The sequence below is a fragment of the Microvirga sp. HBU67558 genome, from assembly GCF_018069605.1.
Lineage (GTDB): Bacteria > Pseudomonadota > Alphaproteobacteria > Rhizobiales > Beijerinckiaceae > Microvirga > Microvirga terrae.
Map to the genome: position 1 here is coordinate 31,084 of NZ_JAGPUP010000539.1, position 14,938 is coordinate 46,021.

The 14,938-nt window shown below is 65.3% G+C and carries 14 protein-coding genes; 4 read left to right on the plus strand and 10 right to left on the minus strand.

Going from position 1 to position 14,938, the window contains the following annotated elements; all coding sequences use genetic code 11:
- Window positions 1-48: 48 nt before the first annotated feature.
- Window positions 49-537, plus strand: coding sequence for a YaiI/YqxD family protein (locus KBI52_RS20135; protein WP_173947765.1), 489 nt, complete (start codon window positions 49-51; stop codon window positions 535-537).
- Here KBI52_RS20135 and KBI52_RS20140 read toward each other — a convergent pair.
- Genes KBI52_RS20140 through KBI52_RS20150 form a run of 3 tightly spaced genes read right to left on the minus strand, consistent with a single transcriptional unit; the run spans window position 503 to window position 1,975 of the window.
- Window positions 503-1,081 (minus strand): DsbE family thiol:disulfide interchange protein, encoded by a 579-nt coding sequence (locus tag KBI52_RS20140; RefSeq protein ID WP_210810948.1) that lies wholly within the window; start codon window positions 1,079-1,081, stop codon window positions 503-505. The genes KBI52_RS20135 and KBI52_RS20140 overlap by 35 nt on opposite strands.
- The gene (gene ccmD, locus KBI52_RS20145; RefSeq protein WP_210810955.1) at window positions 1,074-1,229 is read right to left on the minus strand and encodes a heme exporter protein CcmD; all 156 of its coding nucleotides are present in this window, start codon (window positions 1,227-1,229) and stop codon (window positions 1,074-1,076) included. Before ccmD ends, KBI52_RS20140 begins: the two co-directional genes overlap by 8 nt.
- A gap of 5 nt (window positions 1,230-1,234) precedes the next feature.
- A complete protein-coding gene (locus KBI52_RS20150) occupies window positions 1,235-1,975 on the minus strand; it encodes a heme ABC transporter permease (protein ID WP_173947768.1) in 741 nt (246 codons plus the stop codon).
- Window positions 1,976-2,230: 255 nt separating this feature from the next.
- Between KBI52_RS20150 and KBI52_RS20155 the strand changes: the two genes are divergently transcribed.
- Complete coding sequence (locus KBI52_RS20155) at window positions 2,231-3,217, plus strand: M23 family metallopeptidase (RefSeq protein WP_210810956.1); 987 nt, start codon at window positions 2,231-2,233, stop codon at window positions 3,215-3,217.
- On the opposite strand, the gene KBI52_RS20160 is transcribed toward KBI52_RS20155, so the two are convergent.
- On the minus strand, window positions 3,201-3,566 hold the full coding sequence (locus tag KBI52_RS20160) for an antibiotic biosynthesis monooxygenase (RefSeq protein WP_173947770.1): 366 nt from the start codon (window positions 3,564-3,566) through the stop codon (window positions 3,201-3,203). The genes KBI52_RS20155 and KBI52_RS20160 overlap by 17 nt on opposite strands.
- Window positions 3,563-3,892 carry an NIPSNAP family protein gene (locus KBI52_RS20165; protein WP_173947771.1) on the minus strand — a complete coding sequence of 110 codons (330 nt, stop codon included), beginning with the start codon at window positions 3,890-3,892 and terminating at the stop codon, window positions 3,563-3,565. Before KBI52_RS20165 ends, KBI52_RS20160 begins: the two co-directional genes overlap by 4 nt.
- A gap of 79 nt (window positions 3,893-3,971) precedes the next feature.
- On the opposite strand from KBI52_RS20165, the gene KBI52_RS20170 reads away from it, so the two are divergent.
- On the plus strand, window positions 3,972-4,673 hold the full coding sequence (locus KBI52_RS20170; protein ID WP_210810958.1) for a helix-turn-helix transcriptional regulator: 702 nt from the start codon (window positions 3,972-3,974) through the stop codon (window positions 4,671-4,673).
- 3 nt (window positions 4,674-4,676) lie between these two features.
- Here KBI52_RS20170 and KBI52_RS20175 read toward each other — a convergent pair whose 3' ends face one another.
- The 3 genes from KBI52_RS20175 to ccmA are packed head-to-tail and all read right to left on the minus strand — an operon-like array spanning window position 4,677 to window position 6,474.
- Window positions 4,677-5,165: a GNAT family N-acetyltransferase gene (locus tag KBI52_RS20175; RefSeq protein WP_210810961.1), complete on the minus strand. Its 489-nt coding sequence runs from the start codon at window positions 5,163-5,165 to the stop codon at window positions 4,677-4,679.
- 8 nt (window positions 5,166-5,173) lie between these two features.
- Window positions 5,174-5,842 (minus strand): heme exporter protein CcmB, encoded by a 669-nt coding sequence (gene ccmB, locus KBI52_RS20180; RefSeq protein ID WP_173947774.1) that lies wholly within the window; start codon window positions 5,840-5,842, stop codon window positions 5,174-5,176.
- A complete protein-coding gene (gene ccmA, locus KBI52_RS20185; RefSeq protein ID WP_173947775.1) occupies window positions 5,839-6,474 on the minus strand; it encodes a heme ABC exporter ATP-binding protein CcmA in 636 nt (211 codons plus the stop codon). Before ccmA ends, ccmB begins: the two co-directional genes overlap by 4 nt.
- Window positions 6,475-6,694: 220 nt before the next feature.
- Here ccmA and acnA point away from each other — a divergent pair, with 220 nt between their 5' ends.
- A complete protein-coding gene (gene acnA, locus KBI52_RS20190) occupies window positions 6,695-9,400 on the plus strand; it encodes an aconitate hydratase AcnA (protein WP_173947776.1) in 2,706 nt (901 codons plus the stop codon).
- Window positions 9,401-9,528: 128 nt separating this feature from the next.
- Here the strand turns inward: acnA and KBI52_RS20195 are convergent, their stop codons facing one another.
- Together KBI52_RS20195 and KBI52_RS33080 are read right to left on the minus strand one after the other, a co-directional pair.
- The gene (locus KBI52_RS20195) at window positions 9,529-11,280 is read right to left on the minus strand and encodes a hypothetical protein (RefSeq protein WP_210810967.1); all 1,752 of its coding nucleotides are present in this window, start codon (window positions 11,278-11,280) and stop codon (window positions 9,529-9,531) included.
- 108 nt (window positions 11,281-11,388) lie between these two features.
- On the minus strand, window positions 11,389-14,181 hold the full coding sequence (locus tag KBI52_RS33080; RefSeq protein WP_247654521.1) for a calcium-binding protein: 2,793 nt from the start codon (window positions 14,179-14,181) through the stop codon (window positions 11,389-11,391).
- Window positions 14,182-14,938 lie beyond the last annotated feature (757 nt).

Consider the following 14,938-nt stretch of genomic DNA (forward strand, 5'->3'; position numbering starts at 1 on the left):
CCGGGAGGACCCGGCGGCATCCCCGCATCCCACAGGAATATAGGGACCATGAGCGAGACGTTCCAACCGATCATCCTCTACGTGGATGCGGATGCCTGCCCGGTGAAGCCGGAGATCTACCGGGTCGCCGGGCGCCACGGGGTCAGGGTCTTCGTGGTGTCGAACGCCTTCCTGCAGGTCCCCCAGGATCCCCTGATCGAGCGGGTCGTGGTGAGCGCCGGGTTCGACGCGGCCGACAACTGGATCGCCGAGCGCGCCGGGCGCGGCGCCATCGTGATCACGGCCGACATCCCGCTGGCGAGCCGCTGCGTCAAGGCCGGCGCCGAGGTGATCGGCCCGACCGGAAAACCCTTCACGGAGTCCTCGGTCGGCATGGCGCTCGCCACCCGCAACCTGATGGAGGATCTGCGCGCCATGGGCGAGGTCACGGGCGGGCCGAGGCCGTTTTCGCAGAAGGACCGCTCGGCCTTCCTGTCGGCGCTCGACGTGGCGATCAACCGGCTCAAGCGCGCGGGATTTGTGCCAGGCGCTCCTTGAAGGCGGAAAAATTCTCGGGCGTCAGCGGCCCGATATGCTTGTACCGGATGGTGCCGTCGGGTCCGACGATGAAGGTCTCGGGAACGCCGTAGACGCCCCAGTCGATGGAGGCGCGGCCGTTCGGATCGACGCCCACGGCCGCGTAGGGGTTGCCGAGCGCCCCGAGGAAGCGGCGGGCGTTGTCCGGATTGTCCTTCTGGTTGATCCCGACCACCCGGACCGAGGGATCCTTCGCCAGCTCTACCAGCAGCGGGTGCTCCTGCCGGCAGGGCGCGCACCAGGACGCCCAGACGTTCACCACCGTGACGCGGCCCTTCAGATCCTGGTTCGAGAAGCCGGGTACCGGCCGACCATTGGCCTGAAGGCCTTCGAGCGGCGCCAGATCGAAAATCGGGACGGGCTTGTCGATCAGGACCGAGGGAACCTCGGCCGGGTTGCGGCCGGAGATCAGCTGCACACCGAACAGCCCCACCAGGGCGACGAAGATGAGGGCGGGCAGCAGGAAGAGGAAGCGGGAGCGCGGGCGTTCGGCGGCTTCAGCCACGGCGGGACCTCCGGCCGATGCCGCGGGCTTCGAGCTCGGCCAGCGCGCGGACCTGGATGCGGTGATCGATGACCGCGCGCAGGATCAGGCCGATCACCACGAGGGCCGTCAGGATGTAGGAGAACGCGATGAAGAACGTGTGCGACATGGGCGTCAGGCCGCCTGTGCGTCGAGGCGCTCGGCCTCGAGGATGGTGAGCGTGCGCACCCGGCGGCGCAGGATCTCCGTGCGCATGCCCGACAGGTGCAGGGCGATTCCCAGCAGGGTGAAGGCCGCGGCCATGACCAGGAGCGGCACGAGCATGGAGGAATGGATCGTCGGCCCGCCGAGGCGGAACACGGAGGCCGGCTGGTGCAGGGTGTTCCACCAGTCGACGGAGAATTTCACGATCGGCACGTTCACGGCCCCTACCAGGGTCAGGATCGACACCGCGCGGGCCGCCCGGTTGGGCTCCTCGATGGCGCGCCAGAGCGCGAGAATGCCGAGATAGATCAGCAGCATCACCAGCATGGAGGTCAGCCGCGCGTCCCATTGCCAGTAGGTGCCCCACATGGGCTTGCCCCAGAGCGACCCGGTGACGAGGCAGATCAGCGTGAACGCCGCCCCGATGGGCGCGGCCGCCTTCTGCGACACGTCCGCCAGCGGATGGCGCCAGACGAGCGTGCCGAGCGCCGAGGACGCCATGATCATGTAGAAGAACAGGGACAGCCAGGCCGCCGGGACATGGATGTACATGATCTTGACCGTCTCGCCCTGCTGGTAATCGGCGGGCGCCGTGAACCAGACCATGTAGAGCCCGGCCGCCATGAGAAGCGCCGTGAGACCGCCCACCCACGGCAGCAGCGTGCCGCTGAGGCTCATGAAGCGGGTCGGATTGGCAAGGTCTCGGATCATGGTGTCGATTTAGCGGTCCAGGGCTGCGCCTGCAACGGAGACATCGCCGCAAGCCGCATAACGTTTTCGCCAGAACCAGGCTTTTAGAGGCTTCGCGCTCCATCGCCATTCCGGAAATATGCGTAGGAGCTTGGCATTATCGTCCCTAGGCGTCATTACCGGCTCGTGCCGGTGATGACGTGAGCGTGAGATCCTGTCGCCCTTCATCAGCCTTCATGGCGACCTATATCCCGGCATCGATGTTGCGGAGCGATCATGCGTCTGGGACCTTCAAGCCTCGTCGGCCTCGCCCTGGCTCTTCCCGCCGCCGCGCAGGAGATCAGCTTGCGCCTGCCGGTCGCCTGCGAGATCGGACGTACCTGCTTCATCCAGCATTACGTGGATCGGGACCCCTCGCCGGCCGCGAGCGACTACCAATGCGGCACCCTCACCTACGACACCCATGACGGGACCGACATCCGCGTGCCGACCATGGCGGCGCAGAAGGCCGGGATCGACGTGGTCGCGGCCGCCGACGGAAAGGTGGCCAGCACCCGCGAGGGCGTTGCCGACGTGGCCGTGACCCCGCAGACCCGCGAGGCGATCAGCCGGATCGGCTGCGGCAACGCGGTGGTGATCGATCACGGCAACGGCTGGCGCACGGCCTATTGCCACATGGCGAAAGGCAGCGTCACGGTGCGCTCGGGCCAGGAGGTGAAGGCCGGCGACAGGATCGGCCGGATCGGCCTGTCCGGACTGACCGAATTCCCGCATCTGCATTTCACGCTGATCAAGGACGGCAAGCCGGTCGATCCCTTCGCGTACGGGGCGCCGGAGAAATCCTGCGGCGGCGGCACGTCGCTGTGGGAGGCCTCGCTCCAGCGCGCGCTCGCCTATCAGGGCGGCAGCGTCCTCAACAAGGGCTTCGCCCCGGGGCCGGTGACCATGGAGGCGATCGAATCCGGCGCCGCCGACCAGGACACGCCCACGACCCGGTCGCCGGCGCTCGTGGCCTATGTGCGGGCCATCGGGTTGAAAGGCGGCGATGTCCAGACCCTCACCCTGTTCGATCCCGACGGCAAGCCGCTCGCCCAGAACAAGGCGCCGCCCCTCGACCGCGACAAGGCCCAGTGGATGGCCTTCTCGGGCGTGAAGCAGCCGCCCGGCGGCTTCCGGCCGGGCCTCTACCGCGCCGTCTACCGGGTCGAGCGGGACGGCAAGCCGGCCATCGAGCAGGCCTTCGGGATCAGCCTTCGGCCGTGAGCCCGTCATGAACCGCGCGGCTGTCCGTCGGCGCCTCGGCGCGTTCGTTCAGGCCATAATCGCGGATCACCGCGGCGACGCGCAGGCGGTAGTCCCTGAAGGTGCCGGCGCGGCCGGCCTCTTGAGTCGCCCGATGGGACGGCAGGTTGCGCCAGGCCCGCACCGCCTCCTCGTCGCGCCAGAACGACAGCGACAGCATCTTGCCCGGCTCGGTCAGGCTCTGGAAGCGCTCGACCGAGATGAAGCCGTCCATGGCCGTGAGGTCGGAGCGCAGGGCGGCCGCAAGGCCGAGGTAATGCTGCCGTCCATCCTCTCCGTCCGGCCAGACCTCGAAGATCACCGCAATCATGGCTTGATCAGCTCCGCGTGAGGGGCCGAGGCCAACCGGAGAAAGATCCGGTCTTCCCGGCGGATGAATTGTTCCCGTTTCGCAAACTCGTAATTGGCCCGTCCCATTGGATCATCGCGCAGGCGCTCGCGATAGGCCTCGTATTCGGCGAGGCTCCGAATGGTGTAGACCCCATAGGCCGTGGTGGCGGAGCCCTCGTGCGGGGCGTAGTAGCCGATGAGATCCGCCCCGCAGCGGGGGATGGCCTGGCCCCAGTTGCGGGCATATTCGTTGAACGCCTCCTTCCTGAAGGGATCGATCTCGTAGCGGATGAAGCAGGTGATCATGGTTGCAGCCGTCCTGTTGCCGAAGACCCGTCCTTCTTAGCCGATTGATCGACACCAATGGTTCGGCTATGATCGAAGTATGAAAGAAGGTCCCGTCATCGCGTCCGTGGCCGCCCTGCTGGGCGATCCGGCCCGTGCCAACATCCTCACCGCCCTGATGGACGGCCGGGCATTGACCGTGAGCGAGCTCGCGCAAGCCGCCGGCGTCACCCTCCAGACCGCGAGCGGCCATCTCGCCAAGCTCGACGCGGCTAACCTTCTGATCGCCGAAAAGCAGGGACGGCACCGCTATTTCCGGCTTTCGGGGCCCGATGTGGCGCAGGTCCTGGAAGCCCTGATGGGCCTGGCCCAGCGCACGGGAGCGACCCGGGTCAGAACCGGCCCGAAGGATGCGGCCTTGCGCTCGGCCCGGATCTGCTACGACCATCTCGCCGGCGAGCGCGGCGTCGCGCTGCTGAATGGTGCCCGGCGGCAGGGCCTGATCGCGGGCGGGCAGGATCTCGCGCTCACGGACAAGGGCCGCACCTTCTTCGCGGATTTCGGCATCGATCTGACCAAGCTGGAAAAAGGCCGCCGCCCCGTGTGCCGGGCCTGCCTCGACTGGAGCGAGCGGCACAGCCATCTCGGCGGTGCGCTCGGCGCCGCAATCCTCGACCGGCTGATCGAGAAGCAATGGGTCCGGCGGGATGCGGGCCGCGTCCTCACCTTCACCTGCGAGGGCGCCGAGGGGTTCGACGCCCTGTTCGGGCGGGTCCCCGACGAGGACACACGGGCTGCCTGACGGTCAGGAGAGCCGATAGGCCTCGACTTCGTCGAACCCGAGCGAGCGGTAAAGCCGCAGGGCCCCGGAGGGGTTGTCGGCGTCGACCTTGAGATCCACGAAGGCGGCTCCGCGACCCTGCAGGGCTCGGAAGGCCTGGCGCAGCAGGGCTGATCCCAGGCCCTGCCGGCGCATGGCCGGCGCGACCGCGAGGTCCTTCACGAAAGCGCTCGTCCAGCACTGCGCCACGCCGACGATCTCGTCCTGCGCGTTCACCGCGACGACGACCAGGGCCGGATCGTATTCGGAATCGTCTCGCAGGCTCGGCCACCAGATCGTGAAGGGCTCCACATAGCCGCCCCCGCGGGAATAGGCTTCCACGAGCAGCGCGTGAACCTGCCTCGCATGACGGTCCGGCTCGAACGGAACCGGCCGGATCCCGGCCGGCCAGACAGGCTCCGGCAGGGGCCCGGTCAGAGCGCGGCGCAGGCGCAGGACGAGACGGTCTCCCATCGGCCTGCCTACTCCCCCGAGCGCAGGGCGGCGGCGGCCCCGACCGTGCCGACGACAGCCGCGATCAGCGACAGGGCGATCAGGATCAGGAATGGGGTCGCGAAGGGAATCGTCCCGCCCAGCGCCGCATTGGCGGCCGAAACCCCGAAGATGAGGGTCGGGATCATGAAGGGCACGACCAGGATCGCCAGGATCAGGCCGCCGCGCCGCAACGAGGCGGTCAGAGCCGCACCGACCGCTCCGATGAAGGTGAGCGCGGGCGTCCCCACCAGCAGGGTCGCCACCATGGCGAGCATACCCTCCGGCGAGAGCGCGACCAGGAGACCGAGGAAGGGCGCGGCGACCGCGAGCGGCAGGCCGGTGACGAGCCAATAGGCCACGACCTTCGCCAGCACGACCACCTCCATGGGCGCATGCGACAGGCGCAGGAGATCGAGGGATCCGTCCTCCTGATCGGCCTGGAACAGGCGGTCGAGGCCGATCAGGGTGGCGAGCAGGGCGGCGATCCAGAGAATCGCCGGGCCGATGCGCGAGAGCAGGTTGAGATCGGGCCCGAGCGCGAAGGGGATGAGCGTCACGATCATCAGGAAGAAGATGAGGCCCATGACGCCCGACCCGCCCACGCGCGCGGCGAGCTTCAGGTCGCGGACCAGGAGGGCGCGGAAGGAGCGAATCATGCGGGCTCCTCGTCCAGTTCTTCAACGCGCGGAGACCTGCGCTCGATCCGGATCTCCTTGGAATCCGTCAGGAACAGGGGCGAGTGGGTCGTGGCCGCGATCATGCCGCCGCTTCCCCGATGCTGCTCGAGGAGGAGGCGCAGAATGTCCTGGGAGGCGGTGTCGAGGGCCGAGGTCGGCTCGTCGAGGAGCCAGAGAGGCCGGTGCGCCACCAGGAGGCGGGCAAGCGCCACCCGGCGGCGCTGCCCGGCCGAGAGATAGGCCACCGGCAGGCGGGCCGCATGGGCGAGGCCCACGGCCTCCAGGGCCTCGGGGGGCTTCATCGCGGGACTGCCGAGAAAGTCGCGGGCGAAGGCGAGGTTCTCCTGGGCCGTGAGCGCCGCCTTGAGGGCATCGCGATGCCCCACGTAGTGCAGGCATTCGGCCAAGGTCCGCTCGCCCGCCTGCTCGAGGAGAATCACCCCGGCGGCCGGACGCAGGCGGCCGGCCAGGATCTCGAGGAGCGAGGACTTGCCGGCCCCGTTGCGGCCGGTGATCACCAGGGCCTCGCCGGCCCGCAGGGTGAACGAGACGCCCTCGAAGATCCGGCGCTCCCCCCGCTCGCAGGCCAAATTGTTAACGCTCAGACGCAAACCCGAAGACCTCTGCCCTGATTGCACCCCGGAATGGTTCTAATCCGTGTAGCGGGATGGTTCGAAATGATCTATAGCACCCCTGGCTGCGCCGCGCGCCAAGGCGTCCAATCCGCCTCGCGCGCTTTCTCCCCTGTCCGGGCGCCCCCGGAGCGGCGCGCGCTTATCGCGCTTTCGGCCGAACACATGTTCGTAACCCAAATGCACGCGAGGATTCGCCGTGACGCTCAACAACAGCTTCAATGCTCGCCAGACCCTCAAAGTCGGTGACAAGTCCTACACCTATTACTCCCTCGTGGAGGCCGAGAAGAACGGCCTCACGGGCGCCTCGAAGCTGCCCTTCTCCATGAAGGTGCTGCTCGAGAACCTGCTCCGCTACGAGGACGGCCGCACGGTCACCAAGGCCGATATCGAGGCCGTGGCCGCCTGGCTCGACAACCGGGGCAAGGACGAGAAGGAAATCGCCTACCGCCCGGCCCGCGTCCTGATGCAGGACTTCACCGGCGTTCCGGCCGTGGTGGATCTCGCCGCCATGCGCGACGCCATGAAGAACCTCGGCGGCGACCCGCGCAAGATCAACCCGCTCGTGCCCGTCGACCTGGTCATCGACCATTCGGTGATCGTGGACGAGTTCGGCACCCCGAAGGCCTTCGACCGCAACGTGGAGCTGGAATACCAGCGCAACGGCGAGCGCTACCGCTTCCTCAAGTGGGGCCAGACCGCCTTCGAGAACTTCTCCGTCGTGCCCCCGGGTACCGGCATCTGCCACCAGGTGAACCTGGAATTCCTGTCGCAGGCCGTCTGGACCCGCAAGGACACGGCGACCGGCGAGGAGACCGCCTATCCGGACACCCTGGTGGGCACCGATTCGCACACCACCATGGTCAACGGCCTCGCGGTCCTGGGCTGGGGCGTGGGCGGCATCGAGGCGGAGGCCGCCATGCTGGGCCAGCCGGTCTCCATGCTGATCCCCGAGGTGATCGGCTTCAAGCTCACCGGCAGGCTCAAGGAAGGCGTGACCGCCACCGACCTGGTGCTCACGGTCACCCAGATGCTGCGCAAGAAGGGCGTGGTCGGCAAGTTCGTGGAATTCTACGGCCCCGGCCTCAACGACATGTCGGTCGCCGACCGCGCCACCATCGGCAACATGGCGCCCGAATACGGCGCGACCTGCGGGTTCTTCCCGATCGACGACAAGACCATCGCGTATCTGCGCACCACCAGCCGCACGGACGAGCGCGTCGCCCTCGTCGAGGCCTACGCCAAGGCGCAGGGCATGTGGCGCACGGCCGAGACGCCGGACCCGGTCTTCACCGACAGCCTCGAGCTCGACCTGAACGACGTGGTTCCCTCGCTGGCCGGCCCGAAGCGCCCGCAGGACCGCGTGACGCTCGACACCTCCAAGACCGAGTTCCTCGGCGCCATGGAGAAGGAGTTCCGCAAGGCCGGCGAGATCGGCAAGCGCGTGAAGGTGGAGGACGCCAACTACGATCTCGGCCATGGCGACGTGGTGATTGCGGCGATCACCTCCTGCACCAACACCTCGAACCCGAGCGTGATGATCGGCGCTGGCCTCCTCGCCCGCAACGCGGTCGCCAAGGGCCTGACCTCCAAGCCATGGGTGAAGACCTCGCTCGCGCCCGGATCGCAGATCGTCGAGGAATACTTCAGGAAAGCCGGCCTCCAGGGCGACCTCGATGCGCTGGGCTTCAACCTCGTCGGCTTCGGCTGCACCACCTGCATCGGCAATTCGGGCCCTCTGCCGGAGAACGTCTCGAAGGCGATCAACGACAACGACCTCGTGGCCGTGTCGGTGCTCTCGGGCAACCGTAACTTCGAAGGCCGCGTGAACCCGGACGTGCGCGCGAACTATCTCGCCTCGCCCCCGCTGGTGGTGGCCTACGCTCTCGCCGGCTCCATGCTGGTGGATCTCACCACGGATCCGCTCGGCACGGGTTCGGACGGCCAGCCGGTCTACCTCAAGGACATCTGGCCCTCCTCGGCCGAGGTGCAGGATTTCATCGACCGCACGATCACGAGCGAGCTGTTCAAGTCGCGCTACGCCGACGTGTTCTCGGGCGACGAGAACTGGAAGAAGGTCACCTTCGAGCCGGGCCTCACCTACGAGTGGCCTGCGGGATCCACCTACGTGCAGAACCCGCCCTATTTCGAGGGCATGACCAAGGATCCGAAGCCGGTCACGGACATCGTGAACGCGCGCATCCTCGGCCTCTTCCAGGACTCGATCACCACCGACCACATCTCGCCCGCGGGCAACATCCGGGCGGCCTCGCCGGCCGGTGAATACCTGCAGTCGCACCAGGTGCGCGTCGCCGACTTCAACCAGTACGGCACCCGTCGCGGCAACCACGAAGTCATGATGCGCGGCACCTTCGCCAACATCCGCATCAAGAACCAGATGGTGAAGGACGAGAGCGGCCACGTGGTCGAGGGCGGCTACACCATCCACCAGCCCTCGGGCGAGCGGATGTTCATCTACGACGCCGCCATGCGCTACAAGGACGAGGGCGTTCCGCTCGTCGTTCTGGCCGGCAAGGAATACGGCACCGGCTCGTCCCGCGACTGGGCGGCCAAGGGCACGGTCCTGCTCGGCGTGCGCGCGGTGATCGCCGAGAGCTTCGAGCGCATCCACCGCTCGAACCTGGTCGGCATGGGCGTGGCCCCGTTCGTGTTCGAGCAGGGCACGTCCTGGGAGACGCTCGGCCTGAAGGGCGACGAGACCATCACGATCAAGGGTCTCGCCGGCGAGCTGAAGCCGCGCCAGCGCATGGAGATGGAAGTCACCTCGGCCGACGGCTCGGTGCGCAAGGTGCCGGTGCATTGCCGCATCGATACGCTCGAGGAGGTCGAGTACTTCCGCAACGGCGGCATCCTGCACTACGTCCTGCGCCAGCTCGCGGCGTAAGATACGCGACGAAAAAGGCGCCCGCTCTTCGGATGAGGAGCGGGCGCCTTTTTCATTACTGACTGTCCCAGAGAGATCCGTCACGCCGTGCAGGGAAAGCGCATCGGTACAACCCGGGGGTGACGCCCTCATATACGCCCGGGCAGGCGCCGCAGAATGGCCGATCTGAAAGCCTCTAAGGTGGATGGTCGACGGATATCCTCTCGAGCGAGGCCTGACAGCTCCCCCGCAAGGATCACGTGCGATACGGAGCAACCTTCGACAGGATGGGAGAAGCGCCCCTTCCGCGCCGCTTCTTCCACGACAGCCTTGGCCTCTTCCAGATAGCTTCTTGGAAAGAAGCCTGTTCTGCCCATGGTGTCGTAATGCGAGAGAAAATCATCCCGAAGCAGGTGGAGTGCTTTCTGTTTCGTGAAATCCCCACTGGCCGCATGCTCTGACGCCGCTGCGAAGACCCGCCCGCTCGTGCGGGCAGAGCCGATGGCATCCGAGGCGTCGATCACCTCGTCAAAATGACTCGCAACGAAGGACTTTTTCGGAGTGTCGAAAGGCATGGATGCGAGTTCGCGGCTCGCATTGATGAGGATATCGGCGACGACCTGTCTGCGGTCGAGCTGATCAGGGGTGCATAAGGACGACGCTCTCCTCAAGGAGGCGCTGGAGAGAGGCGAAAGCAGGTTCGTGTATTGCGGCGTGCGACCGCCATGACATCGATCCCGAAAATGCCGGTAGTGCAGGACCAGGGGATCGACAGAAACCTCAGGTCCTTGTTGCAGGAACGCGAGATCCTCCGCGATGGCGTTCTTCAGCGTCCTGAAATGAGCAGCGGAAGGAATATGGTTTCGGTGAAGCGCGAGGAACCTGTCCAATCCGATGTCGGGGTAAAAGCGCCGGTGCCCCTCGCCGCCGGAGCCCCCGAAGACGATTGAGGTCGGAACCGGGCGCCTTCGCGGGAAATAGCTAGGCGCATAGACTCCGAGGCAGAGCGACTTCCATTTTTCGTAGGCTTCGACGAGTCCGAGCAGTGGGGGGCTGCGCCGGTCGTCGCTCCACGTCATGAAGCGCAGGTGAAATCTTTCCGCAATCTCGCGCGCGACCGCAAAATCGTTCGTTTGACCTTCGTTGCTCGTGAAATTGATCCGCCGGATCGAATCGACCCCGACCAGCCGGGCCGCCGCGAGCATCAGGGCCAGTACGGCCCGTGAATCCTGGCCTCCCGTCAGTTCACTGCTCATGGACAAATCCGATTGGAGCACCGTGGCCATGCGGCCGACCCACAATCTTAGATACTCGCGCAACGCCGCACCGTAGCGGGTCTCTCCTTGCGCCATCCGGGCGGCGGGCGTTAGCCGCACAGTCGGGTTGCTCTTGAGGGAGACCCGAGGGACGACAACTTCCATCGTCGCGGGAACCAGCCGGATTTCCTTCACGCTGGTGCGCAGGGACGTGAGTTGATTTCCGAACGCTCCCTTAATGAAGAAGCTGGCCAGATGGCTTTCGTCGATGGTGACCGGCAACCCTTTGGCTGCGGCGAAGCGTGCCGTTTCGATGAGCGAGTTGGAGAGAATCCAATGGCCGGCATGCTGGTAGAGAAAGAGCTTGTGATAGCCGCTGAAGTCGGTCCCTATGACGGTCTCGCGTTCCGTGCTGTTGGCGACGATGTAGGCGCCGTCCTGGCCCGCCTGAATCGTGGCGTTCCTGACAGCGCGGTACTGCGCGTATCCGCCGTCGGCGAGGATGAAATCCTCGTCCTGCCAGCAGGTCCCATGCAGATAATGCTGCGGCATCGGATCAAGGCTGGAGATCAGGAAATGATGGGGGACCACTTTTAGATCCTGCATGGGCTGTAGTTTGAAGCACCGTAAGCGACCGCGAACCAATGAGCCCGCCCCTGCGAGGGGGCGGGCTTTTCCTCGACACGTCCTTGTTCGGGCGAAGGGGAGATCGCCGGCTTCTCGGGATGAGGGCCCGGCGAACGTCTCCTTCGCTCAAATGAAGAAGAAGTCCTTGTAGGTGAGTGCGGTGCCCTCGCCCTTCTGGAGCTTCACGGTGCCGATCTCCAGCATGGCCTTCGAGCCGGAACCGTCCGCATCCCAGTACAGCTTATATTCGGTCGATTTGATCTTCTTGGCGATGAAGAAGTCGTCCCGGTCGAGAGCCTTGTCGCCGACGCGGAAGAAGCTGCTCTTCATCTTGAAGGCATGGTCGAGCGCCGCGCCTTTTCCTTTCAGGTAATTGGCGATCGTCCGGTTGGAGAAGGCCGCATCGTCGAGATAGATCGAATCGTATTTCGGCCCGAAATCGACGATCGTGTCCTTGTTCCTGGCGGCCACGCCCTTGCTGGTGAGCCGGGTATCGAACACAAAGGCGTCCCGGCTGCCTGAGCCCTTCGTGCCAGTGAGCTTGTCGAGCCCCGCGCCGCCCCCGATCGTGTCGTTGCCGGCCTCGCCCTTGAGCGTGTCGTTGCCCGCCCCGCCGAACAGACGGTCGTGGCCGGCATTGCCGAGCAGAACGTCGTTCAACGCACCGCCGTGGAACACGTCGTCGCGCGCCGTGCCGGCGGTGAATTCCGGATCGACGTTGCCGACCTCGATGGTGAAGGCTTGGCTCGCGACGCCGCCCCGGCCGTCCGATGCCTGCACGGCGATCGTGTGCGAGCGAGCCTGTTCCCAATCGAGCCGGAACCCGTCGGCCACCAGGATCCGGTTGCCGGAGAGCATGAAGCGGCCGCCGGCATCGTCGATCAGCGCATAGGACACCCGATCGCCGTTGGCGTCCGTGGCCGACAGGGTGCCGACCTCGCGACCGGCCGGGGCGTATTCGGCAGCCGAGCGTCCGGACAGCGTCACGCCGGTCGGCGCCTGGTTCGGCGGCGTCTCGTCCAGATCGGCGACGGCGATCTTGAAGCCTTGCAGGGCGCTGGTCCCGCCCGGCTTGCCGTCGGACGCGTTCAGGTAGACCATGAGGTATTTCTGGCCGGCCGGCAGAGCCTCGTAGTCGATCCCGGCCTTCAGTTTGAGAAGCTTGTTGCCGGTGCCCGTGTTGTCGATCTCGAACAGGCCGTTGGCGTTGCCGACGATGCCGTCGACGAAGCTCCAGGTCAGATTGTCGCCGTCCGAATCCTGCGCCGACAAGGTGCCGGCAAAGGCTGCGTTCTCGTTGATCGAAACATCCGTGCCGCCGTTGAGGCGAAGCGTCGACGGGGCATGGTTGCCGTTCACCACGGGATTGCTGACGATGGTGAAATCCTTCACCAGCGCGCCGCCGTGGCCGTCGGACACCCGCACCTTCACCGTGTAGGTGCCGGCGTCCAGCGTGCCCGAGGCGACCGACAGCCTGTTGCCGTTCGTGATCGTGAACCTGCCCTGGTTCGCGTCGGACAGATCGATCGCGAAGGTCAGGGTCTGGCCGGTATCCGGGTCGTGCCCCTTCAGCTCTCCGAGCACCGGGGCTATGGCGTCCGCGTCGACGCTCGCCGTGGTGCTGTCGTCCAGGAAGCTGAGACGGTCCGGATCATGGTTCTCGGTGCCGGCCGTGAGGGTCTCGGTGACGTCGTCGAACTGCACGAACTCGATATTCGTGAGCAAATCGGCGCCGTCGATCCCCGTGACCGTGAAGGTGCCGTCGCGGTTGTCGGTGATCGTGTAGGCGCTCCGCTGGCCAGAGAACACGGCCGTGTCGCTGCCGGCGCCGCCGTCGAGCACGTCGCCGCCGCCGGCGCCGCGCAGGATGTCGTCGCCCGATTCACCGAAGAGCCGGTCGTCGCCGGCCCTGCCGGTAAGAGTGTCCGCCTGGTTCGAGCCCTGCACCCCCTCGATGTTGGACAGCGTGTCGCCAAGCGCCCCGCCCGCGTTGTCGGCGCTGTTGGAGAGGTTGACGGTCACGCCATGGCCGGTGGTGTGGATATAGGTGGCGATATCCCAATCGGCGCCGCCGTCGAGGATGTCGCCGCCGGCACCGCCTTCGAGAATATCGTTGCCCGCCTCGCCATAGAGCAGGTCGCCGCCGCCCTTGCCGACGAGGGTATCGTTGCCGCCTGCCCCGTGCAGCTCGGCCCCGGTGCCGCCACCATGGTCGATGCTGATCAGCGTATCGGCCTGGTTGGTGCCCTGCACCACTTCGATGTTGGCTAGGGTGTCGCCCTGCGCGCCGCCGGCATTGTTATCCTTGTTCGACAGATCGACCGTCACGCCCTGGCCGGTGACGTTGATGTAAGTGGCGACGTCCCAATCGTCGCCGCCGTCCAGGGTGTCGCCGCCGGCGCCGCCTTCGAGAACGTCGTTGCCGGCTTCGCCGTACAACCGGTCGCCGCCGTTCTGGCCCTTGAGGCTATCACTCCCGCCGGCGCCGTGCAGTTCCGACCCATTGCCCGTCGAACCCGAGGCGGCAATGAGCGTGTCGCCTTGGTTGGTGCCTTGGACGCTTTCGATGTCGGTCAGCTTGTCGCCGGCGGCCGCGCCGCGGTTATTTCTATAGTTCGATAGATCGATGGTCACTCCGCCCTGCGCCTCGGGGGTGTCGATGTAGCGAGCCAAGTCCCAGCCCGCACCGCCGTCGAGTATGTCGGCGCCGCCATTGCCGTCCAGAACATCGTCGCCGGCACCGCCGAACAACGTGTCATTTCCGGCTCCGCCATGAAGGCCATCGCCGAATTTCGTACCCGCATATTGCTGTCCGATATCGCCGCCATGCCAGTCGATGGCATTTGTGCGTGAATCATATATCCGAGCGCGGATGATCCCGTTGCTGGTGGCACCGCTCATCTCGGTCCACTCAAGCATGAACCGCCCGTCCTTGAGAGTCTTTAGATTGATGTTACTCGGACGGTCCGCAGATATTTGTTGCATCTCCACTGCACCATCACGGTAGGTCCCGAGCTCGAAAGAAGCACCGATCTGAACTGCAAACGCAAAGTCGGAGCCGGATATGGATGTGACTGACGTGCTTCCTACCGTAGCACTGCCCCTGTAGAGCTCGATTGTTTGAAGAATGGCCCCCTGAGGCGAGTAAATTTTCGCTATCAATAGTTGATTTCGAGCGTCAGGATCGTAGTTTTGATGTAAAACGACGAAATTTCCGTTCTCGAGCGTGGATATACTACTTGTCAGCGACCTTGTGAAACCAGCTACTACAATAGGAACACGATTCAGTCCGGTTCCATTGAGTTCAGATAGGCCTAGGTATAGATGGCCATCGTCATATTGTAGGTTTGCAATGTGATCTTGGTTTGCCGCTATTTTCCCAAGCTGCTGAATATTTGAAGTAGAATCCAGTATTCCACTACTAGCGGTTCCACCATTGTATTTGAAATATGATACGCCCGAACGTTCATAAGTAATATAAAACGAACCGTCATCGAAGGTGTCGATGGCTGGTTTAAATCTGTACCCAGTAGTAGAAGTAGATGCTATCGGATTCGTATCAACACGCCCGCTAAAAACATCATACGTTTCCTGAACGAGTGTCGATCCTGATGGGGTAGACTTGGTCCAGACGACCATGAATCGTCCGTCGGCTGTGGCGGCGACGGAAGGACGA

Bases quoted from the DNA above. Each gene is read 5' to 3' on its own strand.
- ccmD (WP_210810955.1), bottom strand. From the start codon at position 1,229: ATGTCGCACACGTTCTTCATCGCGTTCTCCTACATCCTGACGGCCCTC.
- KBI52_RS20135 (WP_173947765.1), top strand. From the start codon at position 49: ATGAGCGAGACGTTCCAACCGATCATCCTCTACGTGGATGCGGATGCC.
- KBI52_RS20150 (WP_173947768.1), bottom strand. From the start codon at position 1,975: ATGATCCGAGACCTTGCCAATCCGACCCGCTTCATGAGCCTCAGCGGC.
- KBI52_RS20165 (WP_173947771.1), bottom strand. From the start codon at position 3,892: ATGATCACCTGCTTCATCCGCTACGAGATCGATCCCTTCAGGAAGGAG.
- KBI52_RS20175 (WP_210810961.1), bottom strand. From the start codon at position 5,165: ATGGGAGACCGTCTCGTCCTGCGCCTGCGCCGCGCTCTGACCGGGCCC.
- KBI52_RS20170 (WP_210810958.1), top strand. From the start codon at position 3,972: ATGAAAGAAGGTCCCGTCATCGCGTCCGTGGCCGCCCTGCTGGGCGAT.
- KBI52_RS20160 (WP_173947770.1), bottom strand. From the start codon at position 3,566: ATGATTGCGGTGATCTTCGAGGTCTGGCCGGACGGAGAGGATGGACGG.
- ccmB (WP_173947774.1), bottom strand. From the start codon at position 5,842: ATGATTCGCTCCTTCCGCGCCCTCCTGGTCCGCGACCTGAAGCTCGCC.
- KBI52_RS20155 (WP_210810956.1), top strand. From the start codon at position 2,231: ATGCGTCTGGGACCTTCAAGCCTCGTCGGCCTCGCCCTGGCTCTTCCC.
- KBI52_RS33080 (WP_247654521.1), bottom strand. From the start codon at position 14,181: ATGCTTGAGTGGACCGAGATGAGCGGTGCCACCAGCAACGGGATCATC.